At 54.3% G+C, this 20,144-nt stretch carries 16 protein-coding genes and 1 pseudogene; 12 read left to right on the top strand and 5 right to left on the bottom strand.

The features are described from left to right. The first annotated feature begins 15 nt into the window (after window positions 1-15). The 8 genes from KAJ71_RS16330 (at window position 16) to KAJ71_RS16295 (ending at window position 7,546) form a co-directional block, all read left to right on the top strand. Window positions 16-768 carry an SDR family oxidoreductase gene (locus KAJ71_RS16330; protein WP_248946704.1) on the top strand — a complete coding sequence of 251 codons (753 nt, stop codon included), beginning with the start codon at window positions 16-18 and terminating at the stop codon, window positions 766-768. Between the two features lie 22 nt (window positions 769-790). Further along, window positions 791-1,621, top strand: a complete 831-nt coding sequence (locus KAJ71_RS16325; protein WP_248946703.1) for an outer membrane lipoprotein-sorting protein — start codon at window positions 791-793, stop codon at window positions 1,619-1,621. Continuing rightward, a complete protein-coding gene (locus KAJ71_RS16320; protein ID WP_248946702.1) occupies window positions 1,618-3,018 on the top strand; it encodes a hypothetical protein in 1,401 nt (466 codons plus the stop codon). Before KAJ71_RS16325 ends, KAJ71_RS16320 begins: the two co-directional genes overlap by 4 nt. Beyond that, a complete protein-coding gene (locus KAJ71_RS16315) occupies window positions 2,993-3,976 on the top strand; it encodes an ACP S-malonyltransferase (RefSeq protein WP_248946701.1) in 984 nt (327 codons plus the stop codon). Before KAJ71_RS16320 ends, KAJ71_RS16315 begins: the two co-directional genes overlap by 26 nt. Window positions 3,977-3,983: 7 nt before the next feature. Next, entirely contained in the window at window positions 3,984-5,027 is a 1,044-nt protein-coding gene (locus tag KAJ71_RS16310) for a YcdU family protein (RefSeq protein ID WP_248946700.1), read from the top strand. Window positions 5,028-5,401: 374 nt separating this feature from the next. Continuing rightward, complete coding sequence (locus KAJ71_RS16305; RefSeq protein WP_248946699.1) at window positions 5,402-6,259, top strand: hypothetical protein; 858 nt, start codon at window positions 5,402-5,404, stop codon at window positions 6,257-6,259. Further along, window positions 6,252-6,653 carry a DUF1240 domain-containing protein gene (locus KAJ71_RS16300; RefSeq protein WP_248946698.1) on the top strand — a complete coding sequence of 134 codons (402 nt, stop codon included), beginning with the start codon at window positions 6,252-6,254 and terminating at the stop codon, window positions 6,651-6,653. Before KAJ71_RS16305 ends, KAJ71_RS16300 begins: the two co-directional genes overlap by 8 nt. 287 nt (window positions 6,654-6,940) lie before the next feature. Then, entirely contained in the window at window positions 6,941-7,546 is a 606-nt protein-coding gene (locus KAJ71_RS16295; protein WP_248946697.1) for a nitroreductase family protein, read from the top strand. A 53-nt stretch (window positions 7,547-7,599) separates the two neighbouring features. Here the strand turns inward: KAJ71_RS16295 and KAJ71_RS16290 are convergent, their stop codons facing one another. Genes KAJ71_RS16290 through KAJ71_RS16280 form a run of 3 tightly spaced genes read right to left on the bottom strand, consistent with a single transcriptional unit; the run spans window position 7,600 to window position 13,957 of the window. Then, the gene (locus KAJ71_RS16290) at window positions 7,600-9,840 is read right to left on the bottom strand and encodes a virulence factor SrfC family protein (protein WP_248946696.1); all 2,241 of its coding nucleotides are present in this window, start codon (window positions 9,838-9,840) and stop codon (window positions 7,600-7,602) included. Then, window positions 9,837-12,767: a virulence factor SrfB gene (locus KAJ71_RS16285; protein ID WP_248946695.1), complete on the bottom strand. Its 2,931-nt coding sequence runs from the start codon at window positions 12,765-12,767 to the stop codon at window positions 9,837-9,839. Before KAJ71_RS16285 ends, KAJ71_RS16290 begins: the two co-directional genes overlap by 4 nt. Further along, complete coding sequence (locus KAJ71_RS16280) at window positions 12,767-13,957, bottom strand: SrfA family protein (protein ID WP_248946694.1); 1,191 nt, start codon at window positions 13,955-13,957, stop codon at window positions 12,767-12,769. Before KAJ71_RS16280 ends, KAJ71_RS16285 begins: the two co-directional genes overlap by 1 nt. A gap of 234 nt (window positions 13,958-14,191) precedes the next feature. On the opposite strand from KAJ71_RS16280, the gene KAJ71_RS16275 reads away from it, so the two are divergent. Then, window positions 14,192-15,163 carry a GGDEF domain-containing protein gene (locus KAJ71_RS16275; RefSeq protein WP_248946693.1) on the top strand — a complete coding sequence of 324 codons (972 nt, stop codon included), beginning with the start codon at window positions 14,192-14,194 and terminating at the stop codon, window positions 15,161-15,163. A 2-nt stretch (window positions 15,164-15,165) separates the two neighbouring features. Here the strand turns inward: KAJ71_RS16275 and KAJ71_RS16270 are convergent, their stop codons facing one another. Beyond that, a complete protein-coding gene (locus KAJ71_RS16270) occupies window positions 15,166-16,182 on the bottom strand; it encodes a LacI family DNA-binding transcriptional regulator (protein WP_248946692.1) in 1,017 nt (338 codons plus the stop codon). 111 nt (window positions 16,183-16,293) lie between these two features. Here KAJ71_RS16270 and KAJ71_RS16265 point away from each other — a divergent pair. Further along, window positions 16,294-16,482: pseudogene (locus KAJ71_RS16265) on the top strand (glucose dehydrogenase); the annotation flags it as partial. 12 nt (window positions 16,483-16,494) lie between these two features. Beyond that, window positions 16,495-18,111: an FGGY-family carbohydrate kinase gene (locus KAJ71_RS16260; RefSeq protein ID WP_248946791.1), complete on the top strand. Its 1,617-nt coding sequence runs from the start codon at window positions 16,495-16,497 to the stop codon at window positions 18,109-18,111. Window positions 18,112-18,157: 46 nt separating this feature from the next. Here KAJ71_RS16260 and KAJ71_RS16255 read toward each other — a convergent pair whose 3' ends face one another. After that, window positions 18,158-19,036 carry a LysR family transcriptional regulator gene (locus KAJ71_RS16255; RefSeq protein ID WP_248946691.1) on the bottom strand — a complete coding sequence of 293 codons (879 nt, stop codon included), beginning with the start codon at window positions 19,034-19,036 and terminating at the stop codon, window positions 18,158-18,160. A 132-nt stretch (window positions 19,037-19,168) separates the two neighbouring features. Here KAJ71_RS16255 and blaFONA point away from each other — a divergent pair, with 132 nt between their 5' ends. After that, complete coding sequence (gene blaFONA, locus KAJ71_RS16250) at window positions 19,169-20,056, top strand: FONA family class A beta-lactamase (RefSeq protein ID WP_248946690.1); 888 nt, start codon at window positions 19,169-19,171, stop codon at window positions 20,054-20,056. Window positions 20,057-20,144 lie beyond the last annotated feature (88 nt).

Raw genomic sequence — 20,144 nt, 5'->3', positions numbered from 1 at the left:
TCAGGGAGAAAATTCATGTCAAAAGGACAAACGGTACTTATTACTGGCGCAGGCCGTGGGATCGGGATGGCGATTGCCGAAAAGCTGGCGCAAGAGGGTTATGACCTGATCCTTAACTATCGCAAGGATCAGGGCAAAAGTGCCGCCAATCTGCAACGTTTTATGGCGGCGGAAAGCAGAGTGAAGGTCACGTTGGCCAAGGCCGATATCGCTGAACCCCGTGATATCAGTGAAATGGTGAAAAAGCTGCGCCAGGAGGGGATCGAACGTATCGACCATCTGGTGCTGAATGCGGCCGCCGCGCCGTTCAAATCCTTTATGGAGATGACGCGCAACGACTGGAAACTGCTGCTCAACACCAACCTGATCGGCAATAACGCCTGCGTACAGGAGGTGGTACCGATGATGACTCAGGGGGGCACGATCTGTGTGATCTCCAGCCTCGGCAGCCAGCGCGTGTTACCGAAATACCCGCTCGGTATCGCCAAATCGGCGCTCGAGAATCTGGTGAGCTATCTGGAAGTCGAGCTGTATGGCCGCAATATCCGCGTCAACGGTATCTGCGCCGGGGTGGTGAATACCGATATGGCGCCGTTCTTGCAAGAACTGTGGCCTGAAATGTTCCAGCGTTACGGAAAAGGGGCGCGCCGCTGGATGGTGGAACCGGAAGAGGTGGCCAACATTGCCGCGTTTCTGGTTTCCGAGCAGTCGAGCGCGATATGCGGCACCACGCTTATCGCCGATCTTGGCATGACGCTCCAACCTTAAACACGCCTACAAGGACTGTACGATGAAACGTCAAATAACCGGATGTTTGATATTGCTGGGTCTGTCTGGCCTGGCCCAAGCGGTGGATAATCCGCCGCTCTCACTGGATCGTGATCGGCTAAGTAACCTGGCACAGGAAGATCAGCGGGCGCGCGAGATCATCCGCCGCGCCGACCGAGTGCGTGCTCCTGATCAACCTTTCCGCTACACACTGACGTTGCTTGAGCATAAAGGCGGGCGTGACGTAACGGAGAATCAGCAGGTGCTGGATATCTCCATGCGCTTCTACAAACCTTCTGAACAGGTGGAAAAAGGGGACGCACGAGCGCTCGTGCGCTTTGTTGCCCCGGCGCGTGACAAAGGTAAAGCCTTGCTCTCCGATCTGGATAAAATGTGGTATTTCGCACCGGATCTGCGGCGCCCGATCCCGATATCCCGCCAGCAGCGTTTGATGGGCCAGGTTTCCAATGGGGATGTGGTCGCCGCCGACTTTGATTACTCCTACATCTCTACCTTGGTTGGCGAAGAGGCCTGCGAACAGCAGATCTGCTACAAGCTTTCGCTACAACGCCGCTGGCCTTATGTAACCTATCCGGCCATCAACTATTGGGTAGAGAAAGACACCGGTTTTCCGCGTCGGGCAGATTTCCTGTCTGCCGACGGGGTACTGATCAAGCGCTCGTACTACCGTGACTATCAGCCAGTGCTGGGGCAGATGCGCCCGACGACCATCGTGGTGGAGGATGCGCTGCGCAAGGATAATTACACCACCATGCGCTACAGCGACGTCAGGCTGGAATCGCTACCGGAAAGTAATTTCCAGAAAGAGTACCTGTTGAGGCTGAACGGATGAGAAGGGCAACCCGGCTTCCCTTTAGCGGGATTTTGCTATTGGCGGGTAGCTACAGCAGTGGCAATTGGGCGGCGGAATGTCAGATCCAGCGCGGTTACGCGGGTATTGAGGGGATCTCCTCTCATACCTCCGATTCGCTGTGGCAGTTCGACGGTCCCTCATTTCGTAATAACACCATTGCCAATCTGTATCTTTCCGGCGTTGGACGCTGCACGTTGACGGAAACCCTCAGCATCAAGGCGCAGGCCAGCGGAGAATATGCCATACAGGCACATCAACCGGGCGCCCTTGAAGATAAACGCCATCAGGGGCTGGGTATACTCAACGAGGCCGTAGTCAGTTGGGCCGCCAGCGACAGCCTGTATATCGATGCCGGTAAGGTCCGCAAGACCAGTGGTTATCTGTTCTCCGTCACGCCACTCGATCTGCTGAGCAATATCAGTGGCAACATACGCGGCGTGCGTGTCTTTGGCCTGGGGGATCGCTGGCGCAATTTCTATGACGAAGGAGCCTACGGTATCAGCAGTTCACTGTATCGTAATGAGGGCACCTACACGCTGGCGGCGTTTCCGCGTTTGAAACGTAACGATCAGCGGCAGGAAGCCGGCTCGGAGTGGAATGCGTTACTACGAACCAACAGCACTGACCGGTATTACGCCAGCTACACGGCAACCGGTTTGAAGGCGTTTAATCCGACATTCTCCATCTTGACCGGCAATCAGAAGACGCTGGCGCTGGGTACCAGTGGCAACCTGACGGACAGCCTGATCCTTAGCGTTGAAGGATCGCTGTCTCACGGGCAGACCTGGCGTCATCTGGATGGCGATGCCGCACGAGCCATGCGTCAATACGACTATATGCAGGAGCCATACAAGATCCGTTCTAATGGCGTCCAGGGGGATATCGGTGTGGGTCTGCGTTACACCACTACCGATCAAACCGAATACGGTGCAGAGTATTACGGTCAGAGCCAGGGCTACAGCCGCAGCCAGTGGCAAGATAACTTCGATACTATCCGCTTCGTCAACGGCGGCTATGGGAAGTTACTGTCACCACAACAAGCTGCGGGTTTACGTCCCAGCTACCAACAATATTCCCGCATGATGGCGGCAGAAACCGATAACGTCGGGCGGAGCGGCAACCTGCTCGGCAAACATTATCTCACTCTCTATACGCGCACCAACAAAGAACAGGTCGGCAGTATTGATTGGTCGGTCTCTGGCATGGCCAATCTGGTGGATGGCAGTCACGTGTTGAATCTGCACCTGAGCACGCCGCTCAAACATAACATTGAGGTTTATACCGGCGTCGCGGCCAGTTTTGGCAGTAAAGAGAGTGAATTTGGCACCTTCGGCGAAAAAGGAAATATTTATGCAGGTATGCGAATCAATTGGTAATAAACCCACTGCCGCTCACGTGGCTGATGGCTGGATGATGATTTTCCCAGGGCAAGGCTCCCCGGCCATTGGCATGGGCAGCGATGTGTGCGATATCTCACCAGGAACGACAACAGTGTGGGACTGCGCCAGCGATGTCTCAGGGGTGGACGTACGTAAACTGTGTCAGAAAGGGCCGATGACGCGCCTGACCAAAACCGTTTTTCAGCAGTTGGCCGTCACGACGGTTAATGCCGCAATGCTGACCGCGTTGCGTGAGCGTTGTTGCGTGCGGGAAACTGGCTATGCTGGGCACAGTGCAGGGGAATATACCGCGCTGTATGCTGCTGGTGTCATGGATCTTGAAACCCTGTTCCGCGCGATCACCCTGCGTGCCACCATCATGCAAAATCTGGCCGAGCAGCGCAAAGGAGCGATGTACGTGGTCAAACCGTACAGCCATGATGCCCTGCGTGACCAGATTGAGAATATGGGGTTGGGTGAGGTGCTGAATGTGTGCTGTGATAACGGGTATCAGCAGCAAGTGGTTGGCGGGGAACTGGCGGCGGTCAAAACGCTGGTCAATCATCTGGCTCGCTCCGGCTTGAATACCATCAAACTGGGTGTCAACGGTGCCTGGCATACGCCGTTGATGGCCGAAGGGGTAGAGCAGATGCGTCTGGCGTTGGCCGGCTTGCCGTTCTCCTCGCCAGTTTGCCCGGTGATCATGAACAGCAGCGGCAAAGCGGAATATAGCGTGGCGCAAATCAAGGAAAACCTGGCGCTGCATCTGACTCACACCGTGCGTTGGCGTGAAAGCATGGATCGCTGGGCGCAGATGGGGCACCGTCGCTATCTGGAGATCAGCAACAAGAAGATACTCAGCCATTTGCTGTTGGAGCATTATGGCCATGCTGAGGATTACCATATTCAGCACTACTACCATCTTGCTGGTAGCAGTGTTCAACAGGCGGGGTAAGGGCGTTATGATCCCAAGGTTTTCCACCTTCAGCAAAAAATATCTACGGCTCGCCGCTGTTCCGGTAGTGCTGATCTCAGGCATTTTGACTTCATCACTGATGCGTAACGTCATTGACATCAGCCTGCCGGAGATGATTGCCGGGTTGGGCGCGATTGCGTTGTCCATCGTCTGGAGCATGATGCGCGATGGCCGCGGTTATTGGACATATAGCGTTTATACGCTACGGGTTTTTGAAAGCCCGGAGGTGATTGCGGGCTATATGCAGCGTAAAACTCAGGGATGGGCCAAGCTGTTCTACAGGCCATTCTGGGCCTCGCTGGTGACGCTGTGCCTGGTGACTGCGCTGAGCGGGCTGATTTGGCTGTGCGGCACGCAGTGGCGTTATGCCTTGATCGCACTGCTGGGCGTGCTGGTCTTGCCTGCATTGATGCTAGCCCAACTGTACAGATCAATCTCGTTTAATATCCTGCTGGCATTTAAATCCCACACTGAACCAGAGGCGAATCGTCCAAGGTTACGTCGCCTGCCTGGCCTGGTGGCGGAGGATCTGTTGTTAAGCCTGTTGATTAACTTTGCGCTGGTATTGCCAATCGCCCGTAAGCCCGCGTTCAGCCTGGCCGCTGGCTATGCGCATCCGGCATTTATTATCGCGTTTATGATCCTGATGGGCGTGGTGATGCTGTTTATGCTGGCGTTTGCCAACCGCACACGGCGCTACGTGGTGTTTGGCGAGTTGCTCAATGGCACCTTGGATGCCCACTCTACGCCTTGTGCTCCCTGGTCATTCACCGGCAGGCTTACGCCTTGGCTCCGTGGTCTGATCTGGTTACTGGTCTCGCAGTTGTGGAGTATCGCAATCTGCCTGATTTTTGCAGCATTACAGATCACCCCGCAGTTTATCCCGCTGTATCTCTGCGCGCTGTTACCGCTGATAATAGTTTATTGCCTGGAGCGCTATCAGACTTTGTACAGTAACTTCAACGAGGCGCTGGAAATGCGTCAGCGCCACCTGGTGCACGCCAATAATTTTGCTAAAACGATGAGGTAGGTGCCATCGTGGGGGCGTATACCGCGCCTCCACGTATCCCGGCAGAAACTATCCAATACATTATAAGCAGAATCAGTTAGCGTTAGTTACCATGATGTTCATCCCGTACCGATCTAAAGGTTCAGACACTGAATGAAATTTTCTAATTTAACCCAGCTTAATGCATTCATCATGAGAATATAATTAGGCGATAATAGAAGAGATCGCTGAGCGTTATTTCCCGTCCTGTCACGTTCTAACCATTCACACAGCGTAATTTCCTCCATGATTAAAAAACCTGATGGCTCTCGCATTGGTGAGAGAAATTTATGGGATTGTGACAAACAAACTCATATACTGTGTTGACTTAGGCTAAATCGAGGGACTGAAGGCTTATGAGATACGATCCGGTTTCGCAAACTTTTGTTGAAGATGACTACCGCCTGCAAGATCACCTTGATTTTAAGCGGCAACACGCGGATATCAACTATCAAAAGCTGCACGCTCAGCTCAATGAAATGAAAGATGAGAATATGTATGCCTTGCTCACGGTAGAGGAGGCGCAGTATTTCTTAAAAACCTTGTGCGATCCCAATGCCAATCAGTCGTGGAAGGATGCGATGTTTTCCTGCACCGATCCGATGTCGTCTTTTGCTGGCAATATCGCCGAGTCACTGTCCGTGGGCAGGATTGCGATGGAGCTGAGAGGGTATGGCGTCACGGCAACCGAATACGTGGGGAGAAATGGCAATCGCTACATCCGGTTGTCGGGATACCCTGGCATCAGACGATATTTAAATGCTACCCGCTACCTGATTGATAACCAGAGAATATTAGATATAGGCATCGGGACCAGAGGTATTGAGAATGGCATTATTGGTGGGGCAAGATTCTGTATTGTATTTTCCGCAGCTTATCGTGCCGTTGAGTTGTTGCTAAAAGATGAGTATGGTTTGACCGATTTCTTTGTAAATTTAACTATGGATATGGCTAAGTTGGCGGTATCTGTTGGGGCTGCATGGTATGCAAAAATGGTAGCTACCAGTCTTATGATTACTGGAGGCAGTGTTATTGCTATAGCTGGTGGTATATTTTTACTTGGGCTTGGTATTAGTTATGGTTTATACTGGTTGGATAGCGAATTAAAAATAAGTGAAAAAATCATTAAGCATCTGAAGTCATATAAAGAGCATAACGCCCCGTATCATCCAAATCAATTCTTTAACACTTGGGGGAGATATAGCCGTGGTTAAAATAAATAGACCGATAGTTGGGTTGTTTGGAGTCTTTGTCTTCCTACTATCATGTTGGCTTAGCTGGGTTTCTCTAAGTGGATATTTGTCTTTTTTTAAATTAAATGATGTCATCATCTTCTCTTGGAAAGTAGGTCTATTCATATTCGGGACTCCTTTACTGTTCTACTTTTCATATTTGGCATTTTTGTGCGTAATAAAAAACAAGGTTCCAGTGATGAATAATAAACTCGCTAACTCATTAACTCTATTAGCCATGTTTGGCGCGATAATAAGTTTGTTTTCCTCCATATATATTGGGCATAATCTTAAGGGTAGTGGGTATAAAGTATGTTCAAAAGCGTCTTGGGTAGCGCCTAATGAATATGTAAGAGATCTAAAGCTCTGTCCATAGTGAAATTGTTAGTTCTTCAGTTAATGAATTATCTGTAGTACAGATTACCTATAAATAACAGGCCTTGTCTATAAAAGCGAATGTGTAGCAATTTCTGTTATTTGAATTTCAAATGTCATTCCGTTATCTCATTATAAAAATATATGTTATTGCCGGTTTTATTTGTGCCTTACTATTTACCTGGCGGCGGTGCGGGAGGCCTGAGCCGAGTGGCTCACAAATCCCGGTGGACAGAGGCCGTGAAAAAGCGACAATAAGCGGGTTAACTTAATCAAAGGACATGAAACATGAACACTCTTGATGCTATCCAACAACGCCGCGCGACCAAGCAGTTCGATACCCAGCATGTGATGACGCTGGATGAGAAGAAGGCGCTGCTCAATATTGCCCTGCAAAACACCCCTAGTGCTTTCAACCTGCAACATTGGCGCCCGCTGCTGATCGAAGATCGTACCCAACGTGAACATATCCGCGAGGTGGCTTGGGGCCAGGCGCAGGTAACCGATGCCTCGATGCTGGTTGTGCTGTGTGGCGATCTGTCTAGTTGGGAATCCCAGGTGAAAAACATCTGGCGTGAAGCGGCAGAACCGGTGCAACAGTTTATGCTGCCCGCTGTCGACCAATATTACCGCGGTAAGGCCCAGGTGCAGCGTGATGAAGTCATGCGCAGCAGCGGCCTGTTTGCTCAGACGTTGATGCTGGCGGCCAAAGCCCAAGGTTATGACTCCTGCCCAATGGACGGCTTTGATTTTGACGCCGTCGGCAAGATCATCAATAAACCCGAACACTATCAGATCGCGCTGATGGTGGCGATTGGCAAGGGCATCGGTCAGCCTTATCCACGCATTGGTAAACTGCCGGTTGATGAGATTGTGCAGATCGATCGCTTTTAATTGAGTTAGCCGTTAACTCTCTCAAGAGAGAGTTAACGGTGTTACGTTAATGATTAACCCATTTCACGCATAATCTGGCCCAACTTTTCACGCTGCGATCCACTGAGCGCCTGCGCGCCGCCGTGGCCCGCATTTTCAGCGATTAATTGATATAACCCCACCAGCCAATCGTAGATATACAGCGCCGTGTTATTGATCGGTTCTGCTGGTAATGCGGTCATACGTAGCTCGGCGCTCTGGCTGGGTTTGGTAAAGATCTTATGACCACGATTAATGCGGCTTTCTGGCCGTTGAGCCTGTGGGCGAAGCGGGAAGCCAAGCCAGGCGACAAAATCCCCCAGCACCGTCAAGGTACAGGCGATTTGCCGCTCGACGTGATTATCCTGGCTGTGGCCCGCATGTCCCGGTTCGGCCAGGGCATTCCCTAACCGTTGCCAGATTTCCAGCCGGAAACTGGCGGTGATCAACTCATCGGCCAGCGTGGTCAATGTGGCTGTATCAACCGCCAGTAGGCTGACTAATGCACGATTGTCAGCCAGATTGCGCAATTGGGTGATCCAGACTTGTTGCACCTTTAGCACCGCGTTAGCGTCAGACTCCAGCGGAGATGCCGCTGTAGGTTGCTCGTCAAACAGATCTAGCACGACCGCTAAAGGGTCGTCGTTATGCGGGCGATCTTGTTGTTGGCAAAAGAGTGGCTGTAGGGCATTACGGTCTGGCAATAAGTGCTCCAGCAGTTCGCCATGCAGCGTCGTGCGGTCTTGCAACGCTTTTACCGTGGCCTTGGCGATGTGCGCTTTATCCTCGGTTTCCGCGTTGATCCAGCGGCCAAGTAGGTTGTGCCGTAACTCTTGCTCGAGCCGATCAAAACGCTGTTGCAGGCGGTTATGGCGGGCGACGACATTCACCGAAGTGAGCAGATAGTCGGTCATACGCCGGACTTCATCTTCATTCATCGCCAGCAGCGTTCCCCAAACCTCGCCAGGATGGCCAACGTAGCGTTGTACGGCTTGGTCAAAATGGGTCGACGATCGCCGATCATACGGGGTAAATGCCCAGATCAACTCGGGATGGCCACGGCTGCCTGCTTCCTGATGTTGTTGTACCCAATGATCCAGCGCTTGGCCGACCATCGTGACTTCTTCACGGCTGGCCGCCGCATGGCAGACGATCAAGGCTTGCATGGCCTGTTGGTCGCTATAACGTTGCAGTAGCGTGAGGCTCTTGGCCTGCTGCAGACGCCGATTGGCAGGGGAAAGGCTCTCGTCATCTGCCCTGTAAGCAGGAAGGTCTAGATAATCTGTCGACGCAAAGCCGCTATGGGCTGGATGGCTCTGTAATGGGATCAGCAACTCTGCGGCCAATAACCTCAGCTCTGCCACGGGCATCGTCATCACGCCGTTATCGAGTTTGAGCTGAACCTTGTCATCGCTCTCTTCCAGGTTTGCTGGCGTCAGGATGCCATCGCTGGGCTGCTGATTTTCATTCGTCAGCAGGCTGAGCGGAGCCAGCACGCTTGCTGCGCCCCCCAACTGATCCCGCCGGTAAGCCAGACGGCGATAACATGCGGTTAATGCCGGTTCTTTCCCCCACAGCGGTGCAAACAGATCCGCCCGGTCATCAATGGAAAGATAGGGAGCGATAGCCAAGGCGTTTGGCCAGTATTCACTGTCCCAGCGCTGTTGTAACTGCGGGGCGTCTGTGCGCAGGCTATCCCAGAGTGTGACGATATCCTCGGCACCGAGACCTGGCACAGCCTGAGGTTGGCAACGTTTTGTCAAAGAGGCGATGAGTTCTTCGATCTCTGTTTTTTCTATTGCCTGCTGTGTATGACTGCAACGCGCCACCATGCACACCAGCTCCGCCGCCGTCAGCAGTTGAAGCTGCACCGGATAATCAGGATCTTGTTGAGCTATGGCGTGGCTAAAACGGATCGCCACTCCGACGGCGGAGTCCCCTGGGCGGATATGCTTCAGGTAATCCAGCGTTTTACCCGCGAAGGTGGTAGCCAGACAGTTCGCTTCTGCCGTAGCCAGCGAGGCGATCAGATGATTTTTTGCCGCTTGCGAACGGCCATAAAAGCCCAATGCTCCCCGTTGACTGGCAGCAACCGCCAGCCGCTGAAGTTGGATGCGGCTACGGCGCAGGTTAAGCATTAAGGTTGGTGCTTCCAGCGCAAAACGGGGTGTCTGTAGGCGGGTATTTTCCGCCCAGACCAGCGCCTGAGCGATACCTTGATTTAATAGCGGCCAGCGCTGGGTAAGTGGGGACGTTGGGGGAATAGCTGACTTCATGCAAAAACGCTCCCGCTGTCGATCCAATAGTGGGTCGCCCCGGTTGCACTGTCGATCAGCGTATTCAATTTGAGTTGCAGATGTTCGGTTGGCACCGGGCTACCGTCTTCCAGTTCGGCGCTAGTGATGCTCCAGCGAGCGGGGGAATTCGGCTGCGGGGCAATTTTAACCCGTAACAGGTTATCGCCAGCCAGGTTACGCGCCAGCTGCGGATCGATAATCGTCAGGGTAAACAGCGGGGCGGCGGGCCAGTGCTCGTTATCCAACTGGCGGAATCCCAGACACAATGCGCCGTTGAGGGCAAAGCTGACGCTGTTGTCCAAGCCGCCATCCGGGGTATCCAGATCGAGGTCGGCATAGAAAACCTGATTGGCAGGCAGGCGATTGTCCCCATCCAGGCGCCCCAGATAACGCACCGTTGAATAAGGGCGGAAATCCGCCGCTTTGAAGTAAACGCCTGGTAAACGTAACTCCAGCGCTAACAGGCACAGCATGGCACCCACCGCCGCGGTAGATTTGGGATTTTCGATCCGCCCTTGCTGGTTGAAAGGATACCAGCCGCTGGTGTGATAACCATCCAGCGAAACGATGCGGTTGATCGGCACCGGCTGTAGCTGCCGGAACAGGGCCTGAATGCCGGGGAAACGAGAAGGGCGGCCAGTGAGCAACAGTACGTCGCAGTTGTGCAGCGCGATCACCTCGGTTAACAACCGCAGATTACGGGTAAGCGCCATGCGTGGTGCAAGGAATTCGGCATGCAATTGGTTCAGCCGCAGAATTAGCGGCGTCCGCAAAACATCGAACAGTTCCGCCTCTGCCGGTAAACCGCGTTGCACCGCTGCATTGATATATTTCAACACGTTATCGGTAGGCTTTTGCGTCAACAGTTCGCCCAACACGACGTCGATTTCGCTGCGGGTCTGCACCGGAGTGAAGCTTTCATAGCGTTCCAGGATCGCCTGCGCGAGCGGGATGAAAAGTTGCAGTGTCACTTGTTGCTGTAACGCCGAACCCTCTTCCTGGCCAAACAGTTCGGCCATCAGCGCTGCCGGTTCTGCCACGCCGACGCGTTTGAATTCGGCCTGCAGGGCGGGCAGCAGATACAGGCGGATCACGTCCAGCAGAATGTCATCGCCCGCGACCTTGAACCCTTCGCGGAATAACAGATGCGGGGTCACCTTGACGTTGTTGCCAGCTGTCTCTTCCAGGCGGTACTGGGTGATCGCCAGATCGGTGGTGCCGCCGCCGATATCCACCGAGGCAATACGCAGCGTTTTCCCCGGCTCAGCGGAGTCAGGGCGTGCCATGGCACTAAAGAACGCCTCGGCCTGGCCCGCAAAGTTGACCTGGATTTCGTTATACAGATAGACCATCTGGCCGCAGGTGGCTTCATCCCACTCCATCTGTACGGCGGGGACCGGCACCGAGCTGGCGATGCCGATAAAGTCTTCATTCGCCGAATGCCAACCCATTGCCTGCCACACTAGCGCGATCGCCTCATGCATCCGCTGGCGGAAGATTTCACGCTCCGGCACTGGCATAGCGGAAGGCAGGGTCAGAATGATATTACGTAAACGGCGAGGTGCCGCGCCGTCACGTAAGGTGAGGCGCTGGGCCACGCTGTTGATTTGCATTAGCGCCTGAGCCAACAACTCGCTAAGCATCAGGGCCATCAGAGAACTGCGGCTGTAGCTTGGGGTGAAAACCGGCAGACGCTCTTCCAGTGGCAGGTTGGCTAACGGCTGGCCCTGGTCATTGATCAACTGAGCCAGCGGTGTCGCGAAAGCAGGTGGTTCCTGTAGGCTATTCTCTGCCGTGCGGTTGAAGCGCCAGCCGGGGGTGTAACTCTCTTCATCCCAGAGATAGCGTCGTGGACTGGAAAGGCCGGTAGATGCCGTATCGCCCTGCCGCTGCTGCGCCAATCGGCAAGCTTCATGGCCCACTCGGGTCAGGGAGGGCCAGAGAAATGCATCATCGCGGCCACTTTCAAACGAGTAATTAGCTTTGCCAAAATTGGCGGGGGCAAACTCCGTGCGGCTGGAAAACAGGCCTTGGTGCAGATAATGTGGTTCGCTGAGATCGCGTAGTTGCAGCTCATAGCTGTGTTTCAAGCCGTTGCGTTCCGCCGGGTGATCTTCTACCAGGATGCCGCAGGTATGGGAGTTGCCAACATCGAGGATCAGATCCACATTCACTGCAGGTTGCTGCACATCACTGCCTAGCGTGATAGTCGGCACGTTTAGCTGGCTGGCCAGCAGTTCCAGCAGGTTCAGGTAATGCGCCTGGTATTCAAATTCACGCAGCGAAGCATTGATATTGCGCTCCGGGCGCTGTTCCAGGGCGATGGCCTGTTGGGTAAAGACCTCGCGCAACCAGCCGTCAACCCAGGTGGCATCCAGGAAATCACCCAGATCCTGGCTATGGTGCACCAGCGCAAAGCTCAGCCCGGTGGCGATGTCCTGCTGATTAGGGGCCAACGGTTGGTTTTCATGCCCTGCTGGATAGACTTGGGTATCAAATGCCAGCGTGATGCGCAGCGTATGACCTTGCCGATCCGGCTGTTCCAATCTTCTGATTTGTATACGCGCCCAGTTGTCCGGGCCGCTGAGAAAACTGTTGGGCGGGTTGAAGCGCATGAACGGCAGCGGTAACCAGACATGATCGAGCAGCTGCAATGACTGCTCCAAAGGGAAACTGAATTCGGGGCGCACCATTTCGGCGGGTTCGCCGGGGGCCACCGGCAGAAAATAGCGATCCTTGGCCTGATGGTAGTTCAGCCGCAGCAATGGGCCGTTGGCGGTCTGTCGGACAAATTTGCCTGGGCGCTCGGCATCCAACATCGGCGTAAGGGAGAAGTCCAGAAATTGGATCCCGCTGTTGGGTATCAGCGTAACGCGCTGCGGATATGCGATGGGGGTCGCCAACATTATTTACTCTCGCGCTTGATCGTCATAGGGAATACCGTTTCGTTGTTGCCGTAACGACCGGTGCATTCTGCGGCTGCGGTGTCACCTTGCTTACACACCAGCTCCGGCATCTGATAGCGGGAACCGTCGCTGCAACGGGCCTTGGTACGGCTATTGATCACCAGATTGCCGGACTGCATCAGGCCAGCGTTGACTTCAACCCGGCAGGTGACTTTGTCACCCTGAACGATCCTGGCGGTGCCTTTGCCGCGATTAAACTGATACAGCAAGCTCGGCGGTTTACCGGTCAGCGGATCCTTGATCGCCAAAGTGACGCGCCATTTGCCGTTGAGGAACGCGGTAGAACCGGCTTTTACCGCCTCGGCAGGTAACGTCAGCGCCAGTTTATCGACCACCACTGGCGTAATGACCGGCGGGGGCAGCACCTCCGCGTGGCCTAATGGCAACTGAAATGCGACGGGAGTAATAACCGGCTTGGGTTGTACCTTGGCTGGCTCAGCAATTTCTATTATTGGCTGGGAGGTTGGCTTAGGGATCAACAGCCAGATCGCGGCGGCCAGTATGAGCGCTGCTGGCAGTAGCAGTAACCACCAGGCGTTGTGAGGTTTATCATCCACCACCGGTGGCAGAGGTGCGGGCGGTGGCAGTTCAGCAATAGGTTCAGCAACGATTTCAACGAGTGGTGGGGCGATGGGTGGCGCAGGGCGATCTTTCGGGCGCAGGCAATCCAAAGGCGCGGGGCGGATCTGGCTATCGGCTTTCACGCAGCCCCAGAAGGTGATCACCGGTTTGCCATCCACCAGGAAAACCGCGTTCTGATCCGGAAACTGCATGGCTTTGCTGAGCAGTGCCGCAAACATTTGCAGGCTGGCTTTGCCGCTGTGGCGAGCGCGCAGGTTGATGGCTTCAGCGGTGGTCTGGAAATGTTCCAACAGCGGCAAGGCGGCCGCCCGTGCGTCGTCATCGGCGGCATGCCAGGAGATAGCCCGGCCAGCAATGGGCGCATACCAGTCAATACGATCGTCTTGCGCGTTGGGGATCGGGATCGCCAGGCAATCCGCTACGGCAGGCTGTTGCTGGAGGCGCAACGCCTCACGTAACTGGGACGCCAACGTATAAACAGGTTGCCCATTTTCGCCCAATGTAAGAACGTCATCTAGATTGCCACTGCGTAAAAAGGGTTTTGCCACACCGGATGCCTTGCTTTTATGCGATACCCTATGGATTTCAAACAGCCGCTTGAAAGACGACGGGTAAAACGGCTAGTTTAGGTGGCAACGGATAAATCAAACGGCTGAAAACAGGGGGAAAGTGGCATCTGTTTTGTGCATCGGATTGCTAGCGGTGGCGAACGAGATTATCCTGCAACAGACGGTTTTGCTTTCCCGAGAAAGACCTTGGGTTTAATTGGAGTGGATGCAGAGATGAAAACGCCTGAGATACCTGCCAATGAAGTACAGCGATTGAAGGCTCTGCATTCCCTACGTCTGTTGGATACACTGCCAGAAGAGCGCTTTGATCGGGTAACACGCATGGCCCGGCGGCTGTTCGGAGTACCCATTGCCTTGGTAAGTCTGATTGATGAAAACCGCCAATGGTTCAAGTCCAGCAGTGGATTGGTGGCGGCTGCCGAAACACCAAGGGATCTTTCATTGTGCGGCCATGCGATCCTGGGCAACGATATTCTACTGATCCCCGATACGTTGCAGGATGCGCGCTTTGCGGATAACCCGTTTGTCAAAGACTCGCCACACGTCCGATTCTACGCCGGTTGTCCACTGAGTTTCTCCGGCAATCTCAAGATGGGGACCCTGTGCCTGATCGACAATAAACCCCGGCTGTTTGATGCCGAAGACGCGGTGGCGCTACGCGATCTGGCCTCGATGGTGGAAGATGAACTGCGTGCATTTCAGGCATCGACCTCTGATGAACTGACGCAAATTTCTAATCGCCGTGGTTTTATCTCCTTGGCAGACCATATGCTGCATCATTGCCAGGTGAAAGGGGTTAAGGCCAGCCTGGTATTTATCGATCTCGACAAATTCAAGATGATTAATGACACCTATGGGCATGGGGAAGGCGACCGAGCGCTGGTCTACTTTACCGAGCTGATGAAACGGGTGTTTGGCTACTTCGACGTGATAGCCCGGTTGGGCGGTGACGAGTTTGTCGCGCTGATGGGCAGCCGCAGTAAAAGCGAAGCCGAGCAGGGGGTTTTAGCCCTGCAACGTTGTGTGGATGAACATAATGCCTCACAGATCACGCCTTACCAACTGGCGTTCTCCTATGGCATCGTCGAGTTTGATCCCACCGCGCCCCACAGCCTGGAAACCTTGCTGGCAGATGGGGACTCCACCATGTACCGGATCAAGAAGTCCAAGGTCATGAAGGGATAACCTCAAATGACCTCTGGGAAGATCGGCGGTATTTCAATGAGCTGCTTTTCTTGTGAGTTGGCATCAATCAACGCAAACGCGGCCTGCAACATCTTGTTGACATCCTGCCTCACCATCACAATGTCATGACCTAACAGCAGTACGAAAGGATCCCAGTCAAAACAGCCCATCACGGGCTGTTTATCACCGCGATAGCCAGATGCCACCAACCAGCTCATTACGCCTTCAAGCGAGATCGTCGAGTTGACGAACAGCCCGGTTTGCAGATCGCCGCCTTGAGCAATAAACGTTTTCAGCGCCAACTCGGCCTTGTCTGGGGAATAACCGCAGGCCAGCAGGTTCTCTTCGATGACCTCAACGCCTAACTGACGGTGGGCATCTCTGAAGCCGCGCTGGCGTTCTGTGGTGTTATGGTCAACCCCACGCCCCCCCACGAAGATCAGTGGTTTGAGGTAGCCCAGCCGTTTTTCACAGTTGGCCAGGATACGTAACGTCAACTCTTTGGCCCCGGCATAGTTATCGGTGATCACCGAAGGGGCGAGAGTGCCAGGCAGATCGAGATTCAGCGTTGAAATACCGGAGGCGGCGCAGATCTCGGTGATATTGTCGGGGGCAGTGGCACCGGTAGAGATGATCCAGTCAACCTGATAGGAAAGCATGGTGCGTGCCGCTTCGATTTCCAATTCAGGATCGCGGCTGGTACAGGTGATCACCGGGAATAGGCCGCGTTCACGGGCCATCGACTCGAACCGCTCGACGATCGACCCGAAATAACGGTTGTCATATTTGGGGACAATCATGCCGATCATCGTCGATTTTCGGCGGCGCAGCAGGCTGGCCTGTTGATTGACGGTATAGCCTTGTTCTTCGGCGAGGCGCAGGATTTTCTCTGCCAGCTGAGCGCCGATGCGGCGCTTTTTCCAACTGCCATTGAGCACGGCGCTTACCGCGCTTGAGGAGGCTCCGGCCAGTTCGGCCAAATCATAAATCGTCGTTTTTTTTGCTTTGAACCCAGTCACAAATTTCGCTCCCCAATTTTCTATATCTTGACAGTAAAAATAAAAAGTAGCAATTATGCTCAATCGATTGAGCGCTGTGAGCAAAGGGTGTGGGAAGGCGTTGGTACGCAGCTGTTGGCAGGTGCGGTGGTTACCGCGCTGCTGGACGATTGGCCAAAAGCCAAGATGGAAGAGGCTCTGGCCAACGGCAGCCTGATGCAGCCAAGGGAAGTGGCCGAAGCGGTGTTATTTATGGTAACGCGCTCGAAGCATGTCACCGTGCGTGACCTGGTAATCCTGCCAAACAGTGTCGATCTTTGATAGGTGAAAATGATGAACAATCAACAGCAGGTCGTTATCGGTGTCGATGTGGGTTCAGGCAGCGCACGGGCAGGGGTGTTTGATCTCTCCGGTACCATGTTGGCGCATGCCAGCCAAGAGATCACCTTGTTCCGCGGCCCGGAAAATTATGTTGAACAATCCAGCCGTGAGATATGGCAAGCGGTGTGCGCCAGTATCAAACAGGCGGTTGCCGCATCCGGCATTTCCCCAAGTAATGTGGCAGGCATCGGCTTTGATGCCACTTGCTCCCTGGTGGTACTTGATGCAGACGGCAACCCCCTGGCGGTAGGGCCATCCGAAGATCCAGACCGCAACATTATTGTGTGGATGGATCATCGGGCAACGGAGCAGGCCGAGCGGATCAACGCCACCGGGCATCCGGTACTTAACTATGTTGGCGGAAAGATCTCCCCAGAAATGGAAACGCCCAAGCTGCTTTGGCTGAAGGAGAACCGGCGTGTGATCTACGATAGTGCCTGGCAGTTCTTCGATCTGGCCGATTTCCTGACCTGGCGGGCCACCGGGGATCTGGCACGTTCCGTCTGTACCGTGACCTGTAAATGGACCTATCTGGCACATGAGAAACGTTGGGATCCGGACTATTTCCGCACCATCGGCCTTGAAGAGTTGGCAGACGAAGCGTTCCGCCGCATTGGGGAACATATCAAAGAACCTGGTACGCCTTGTGGCAACGGCCTGACGGCAGAAGCGGCCAAAGAAATGGGATTAGTAGCGGGCACGCCTGTCGCCGTGGGCTTGATTGATGCCCATGCTGGCGGTATTGGTACTGTCGGTGTTGGCGGTGGCGTCACCAATAACCTGGCTTACGTGTTTGGCACGTCGTCCTGCACGATGACCACCACGCAAAACCCAGCCTTTGTTCCAGGCGTTTGGGGGCCATATTACTCTGCGATGGTGCCTGGGTTCTGGCTTAATGAAGGTGGGCAGAGCGCGGCGGGGGCGGCGATCAAGCAGCTGGTCTCGTTCCACCCCGCGGCACCAGAGGCTGCGGAGCAGGCTAAGGTATTGGGTATTTCACTGCCAGCCTTGCTGGCCGATTTGGCGCTGGCCAAAATGATATCTGCGTCGGAAGCGGCAAAACTCGCCAATGGCCTGCATGTGGTTCCCGAGTTCCTTGGCAACCGCGCCCCCTTTGCCGATCCCCATTCCCGTGCCGTGGTTGCCGGGTTGGGTATGGAGAGCAACCTCGATAACTTGGTGGCCCTGTATATTGCCGGTATTTGCGGGATTGGCTATGGGCTCAGGCAAATCCTTGATGCCCAGTCCCAGATGGGCGTCACCGTTGAACAGATCGTGATCAGCGGCGGGGCGGGCCGCCATCCCTTGGTGCGGCAGTTGCTGGCGGATAGCTGTGGCTGTGCCGTGCTGACAACCAAGGCGGAGGAGCCGGTATTGCTGGGTTCGGCGATCCTGGGGGCCGTGGCTGGCAAGGTTGCGGTTTCAGTGGAGCAGGCGATGGCGCAGTTTTCCGAGTTGGATAGCCAATACCATCCGAATGCGGATTTCAGCCAGCTGCACGCCAATCGCTATGAGGCCTATAAGTTGCTGCAAAGCGCGGCTAAACGGATCCGCGAAGAGCTGTATTAAAGGCACTGCCAAAGCAACAAGCGTTAAACGGGCGCATACAGCGCCCCTACGTAATATCTTCTGTTCCCGCTTCCTTCAGCAGCCATTGGCTAAATATTTCCATCGCCGGGGTCATTGTCTTCGATTTTAAATGGGTTAACCAGTAGCTTCCCATGTTGATTTCGGTAGCAAACGGGCGCACCAGATGCGCGGCGGCGAGCTCTCGGGCAAACATGCTCGGCGGGGCTAAAGCCACACCACCGGAATGGATGGCGCTCTCGATCATCAGACGGGATGAATCAAAGATGGCGCCATTCACTCTCACCGCCTGCAGGCCGGCGGCAGCAAACCAGTTTTCCCACTCTTCAGCACGATAAGAACGCAGCAGATCCTCATGCAGCAGATCGGTAGGGGTAACGAGCCGCTTAGCCGTAGCGGGCGTACACAATACGGTCAATGGAGCATCAAACAGCATTTCGTTATGGGTGGATGGCCACAAACCCGTGCCAAAACGGATGGCGAAATCCAGCCCTTCGGCGGCCAGATTGACAACGTTATTGTTGGTACGCAGCCGCAGTTCGATAAAGGGATGCTCTTGCCTGAACCGATCAAGACGCGGCAACAGCCAACCCACGGCAAAGGTGCCAACGGCGGCGACGGTGAGCACCTCCTGGAACTGCCCTCCTTCAAACTGCCGGAAGGCTTTCTCAATATGGCCAAAGGCGTCGGTTAGCACGGCAAATAGCGCCCGCGATTCCTCTGTCATTTCTAAACCACGGGGTAAGCGTTTAAACAGCACCATACCCAGGCGCTCTTCAAGTAGCCGAACCTGTTGGCTAACGGCGGCCTGGGTAACGTAGAGTTCCAGCGCTGCCCGTGTGAAACTCAAATGTCTGGCAGAGGCTTCAAAAGCGCGCAGCGCGTTAAGAGGAAGATTAGAGCGCATAGGTATTATCCAAAAGATTTTCTTTATGCTAGAGAAAATTCTTGTCGCTTGTCAATAACGGCCCAACAGAGGATATTTCCCGCCATCTGAAGAGAACTCCGCTGCGTTAATCCATTTTATGTGAGGCAAAACATGGTTAAACATACACTACGTCAAACCACCCTGATGGTCGCTACGGTTATGCCGTTGCTGTTCGGTAGCGCACCGTTATGGGCGCAACCCGCTAATGCCAAGGCGAATATTCAGCAGCAACTGTCTGAACTGGAGAAAAGTTCCGGTGGCCGCCTGGGTGTGGCGCTGATCGATACCGCCGATAATTCGCAGATCCTGTATCGCGCGGATGAACGTTTTGCCATGTGCAGCACCAGCAAGGTGATGGCGGTGTCGGCGTTGTTAAAACAGAGCGAGACGGATAAAAATCTTTTGGCTAAGCGGATGGAGATCAAGCAATCCGATCTGGTCAACTACAACCCGATCGCCGAAAAACACCTGGATACCGGGATGACCCTGGCCGAGTTCAGTGCCGCCACCATCCAGTACAGTGACAACACGGCGATGAACAAGATCCTTGATCATCTTGGCGGCCCGGCAAAAGTAACAGAATTTGCCCGTACCATCGGCGATAAAACCTTCCGTCTTGATCGTACCGAGCCCACCTTGAATACCGCCATTCCGGGTGATGAACGTGACACGAGTTCGCCGCTGGCGATGGCAAAAAGCCTGCAAAACCTGACCTTGGGCAAGGCGCTGGGTGAACCACAGCGTGCTCAACTGGTTGAATGGATGAAGGGGAATACTACCGGCGGAGCCAGCATTCGCGCAGGTCTGCCAACCACGTGGGTGGTCGGTGATAAAACCGGCAGCGGTGATTACGGTACCACTAACGATATCGCCGTGATTTGGCCAACGAACCACGCACCGTTGGTATTAGTAACCTATTTCACGCAGCCACAGCAGAATGCCGAAGCCCGCAAAGACGTGTTGGCTGCGGCCGCCAAGATTGTCACCGAAGGCCTGTAATTTCCCCACAGAGTAAAAATCCGCCTTCATAGAAGGCGGCATTGCTTTGGCGCCCCAGAGGGGCGTACTAAGCTCGAACCCGTAGGGT

It is taken from the genome of Serratia silvae (assembly GCF_023282985.1).
GTDB classification, from domain to species: domain Bacteria; phylum Pseudomonadota; class Gammaproteobacteria; order Enterobacterales; family Enterobacteriaceae; genus Chania; species Chania silvae.
Note: the sequence above shows the minus strand (reverse complement) of the source record. Positions and strands in the feature narration are given on the sequence as shown.

Coding starts and splice junctions, on each gene's coding strand:
- KAJ71_RS16330 (WP_248946704.1), top strand. CDS start 16: ATGTCAAAAGGACAAACGGTACTTATTACTGGCGCAGGCCGTGGGATC.
- KAJ71_RS16325 (WP_248946703.1), top strand. CDS start 791: ATGAAACGTCAAATAACCGGATGTTTGATATTGCTGGGTCTGTCTGGC.
- KAJ71_RS16320 (WP_248946702.1), top strand. CDS start 1,618: ATGAGAAGGGCAACCCGGCTTCCCTTTAGCGGGATTTTGCTATTGGCG.
- KAJ71_RS16315 (WP_248946701.1), top strand. CDS start 2,993: ATGCAGGTATGCGAATCAATTGGTAATAAACCCACTGCCGCTCACGTG.
- KAJ71_RS16310 (WP_248946700.1), top strand. CDS start 3,984: ATGATCCCAAGGTTTTCCACCTTCAGCAAAAAATATCTACGGCTCGCC.
- KAJ71_RS16305 (WP_248946699.1), top strand. CDS start 5,402: ATGAGATACGATCCGGTTTCGCAAACTTTTGTTGAAGATGACTACCGC.
- KAJ71_RS16295 (WP_248946697.1), top strand. CDS start 6,941: ATGAACACTCTTGATGCTATCCAACAACGCCGCGCGACCAAGCAGTTC.
- KAJ71_RS16290 (WP_248946696.1), bottom strand. CDS start 9,840: ATGAAGTCAGCTATTCCCCCAACGTCCCCACTTACCCAGCGCTGGCCG.
- KAJ71_RS16285 (WP_248946695.1), bottom strand. CDS start 12,767: ATGTTGGCGACCCCCATCGCATATCCGCAGCGCGTTACGCTGATACCC.
- KAJ71_RS16275 (WP_248946693.1), top strand. CDS start 14,192: ATGAAAACGCCTGAGATACCTGCCAATGAAGTACAGCGATTGAAGGCT.
- KAJ71_RS16260 (WP_248946791.1), top strand. CDS start 16,495: ATGAACAATCAACAGCAGGTCGTTATCGGTGTCGATGTGGGTTCAGGC.
- KAJ71_RS16255 (WP_248946691.1), bottom strand. CDS start 19,036: ATGCGCTCTAATCTTCCTCTTAACGCGCTGCGCGCTTTTGAAGCCTCT.
- blaFONA (WP_248946690.1), top strand. CDS start 19,169: ATGGTTAAACATACACTACGTCAAACCACCCTGATGGTCGCTACGGTT.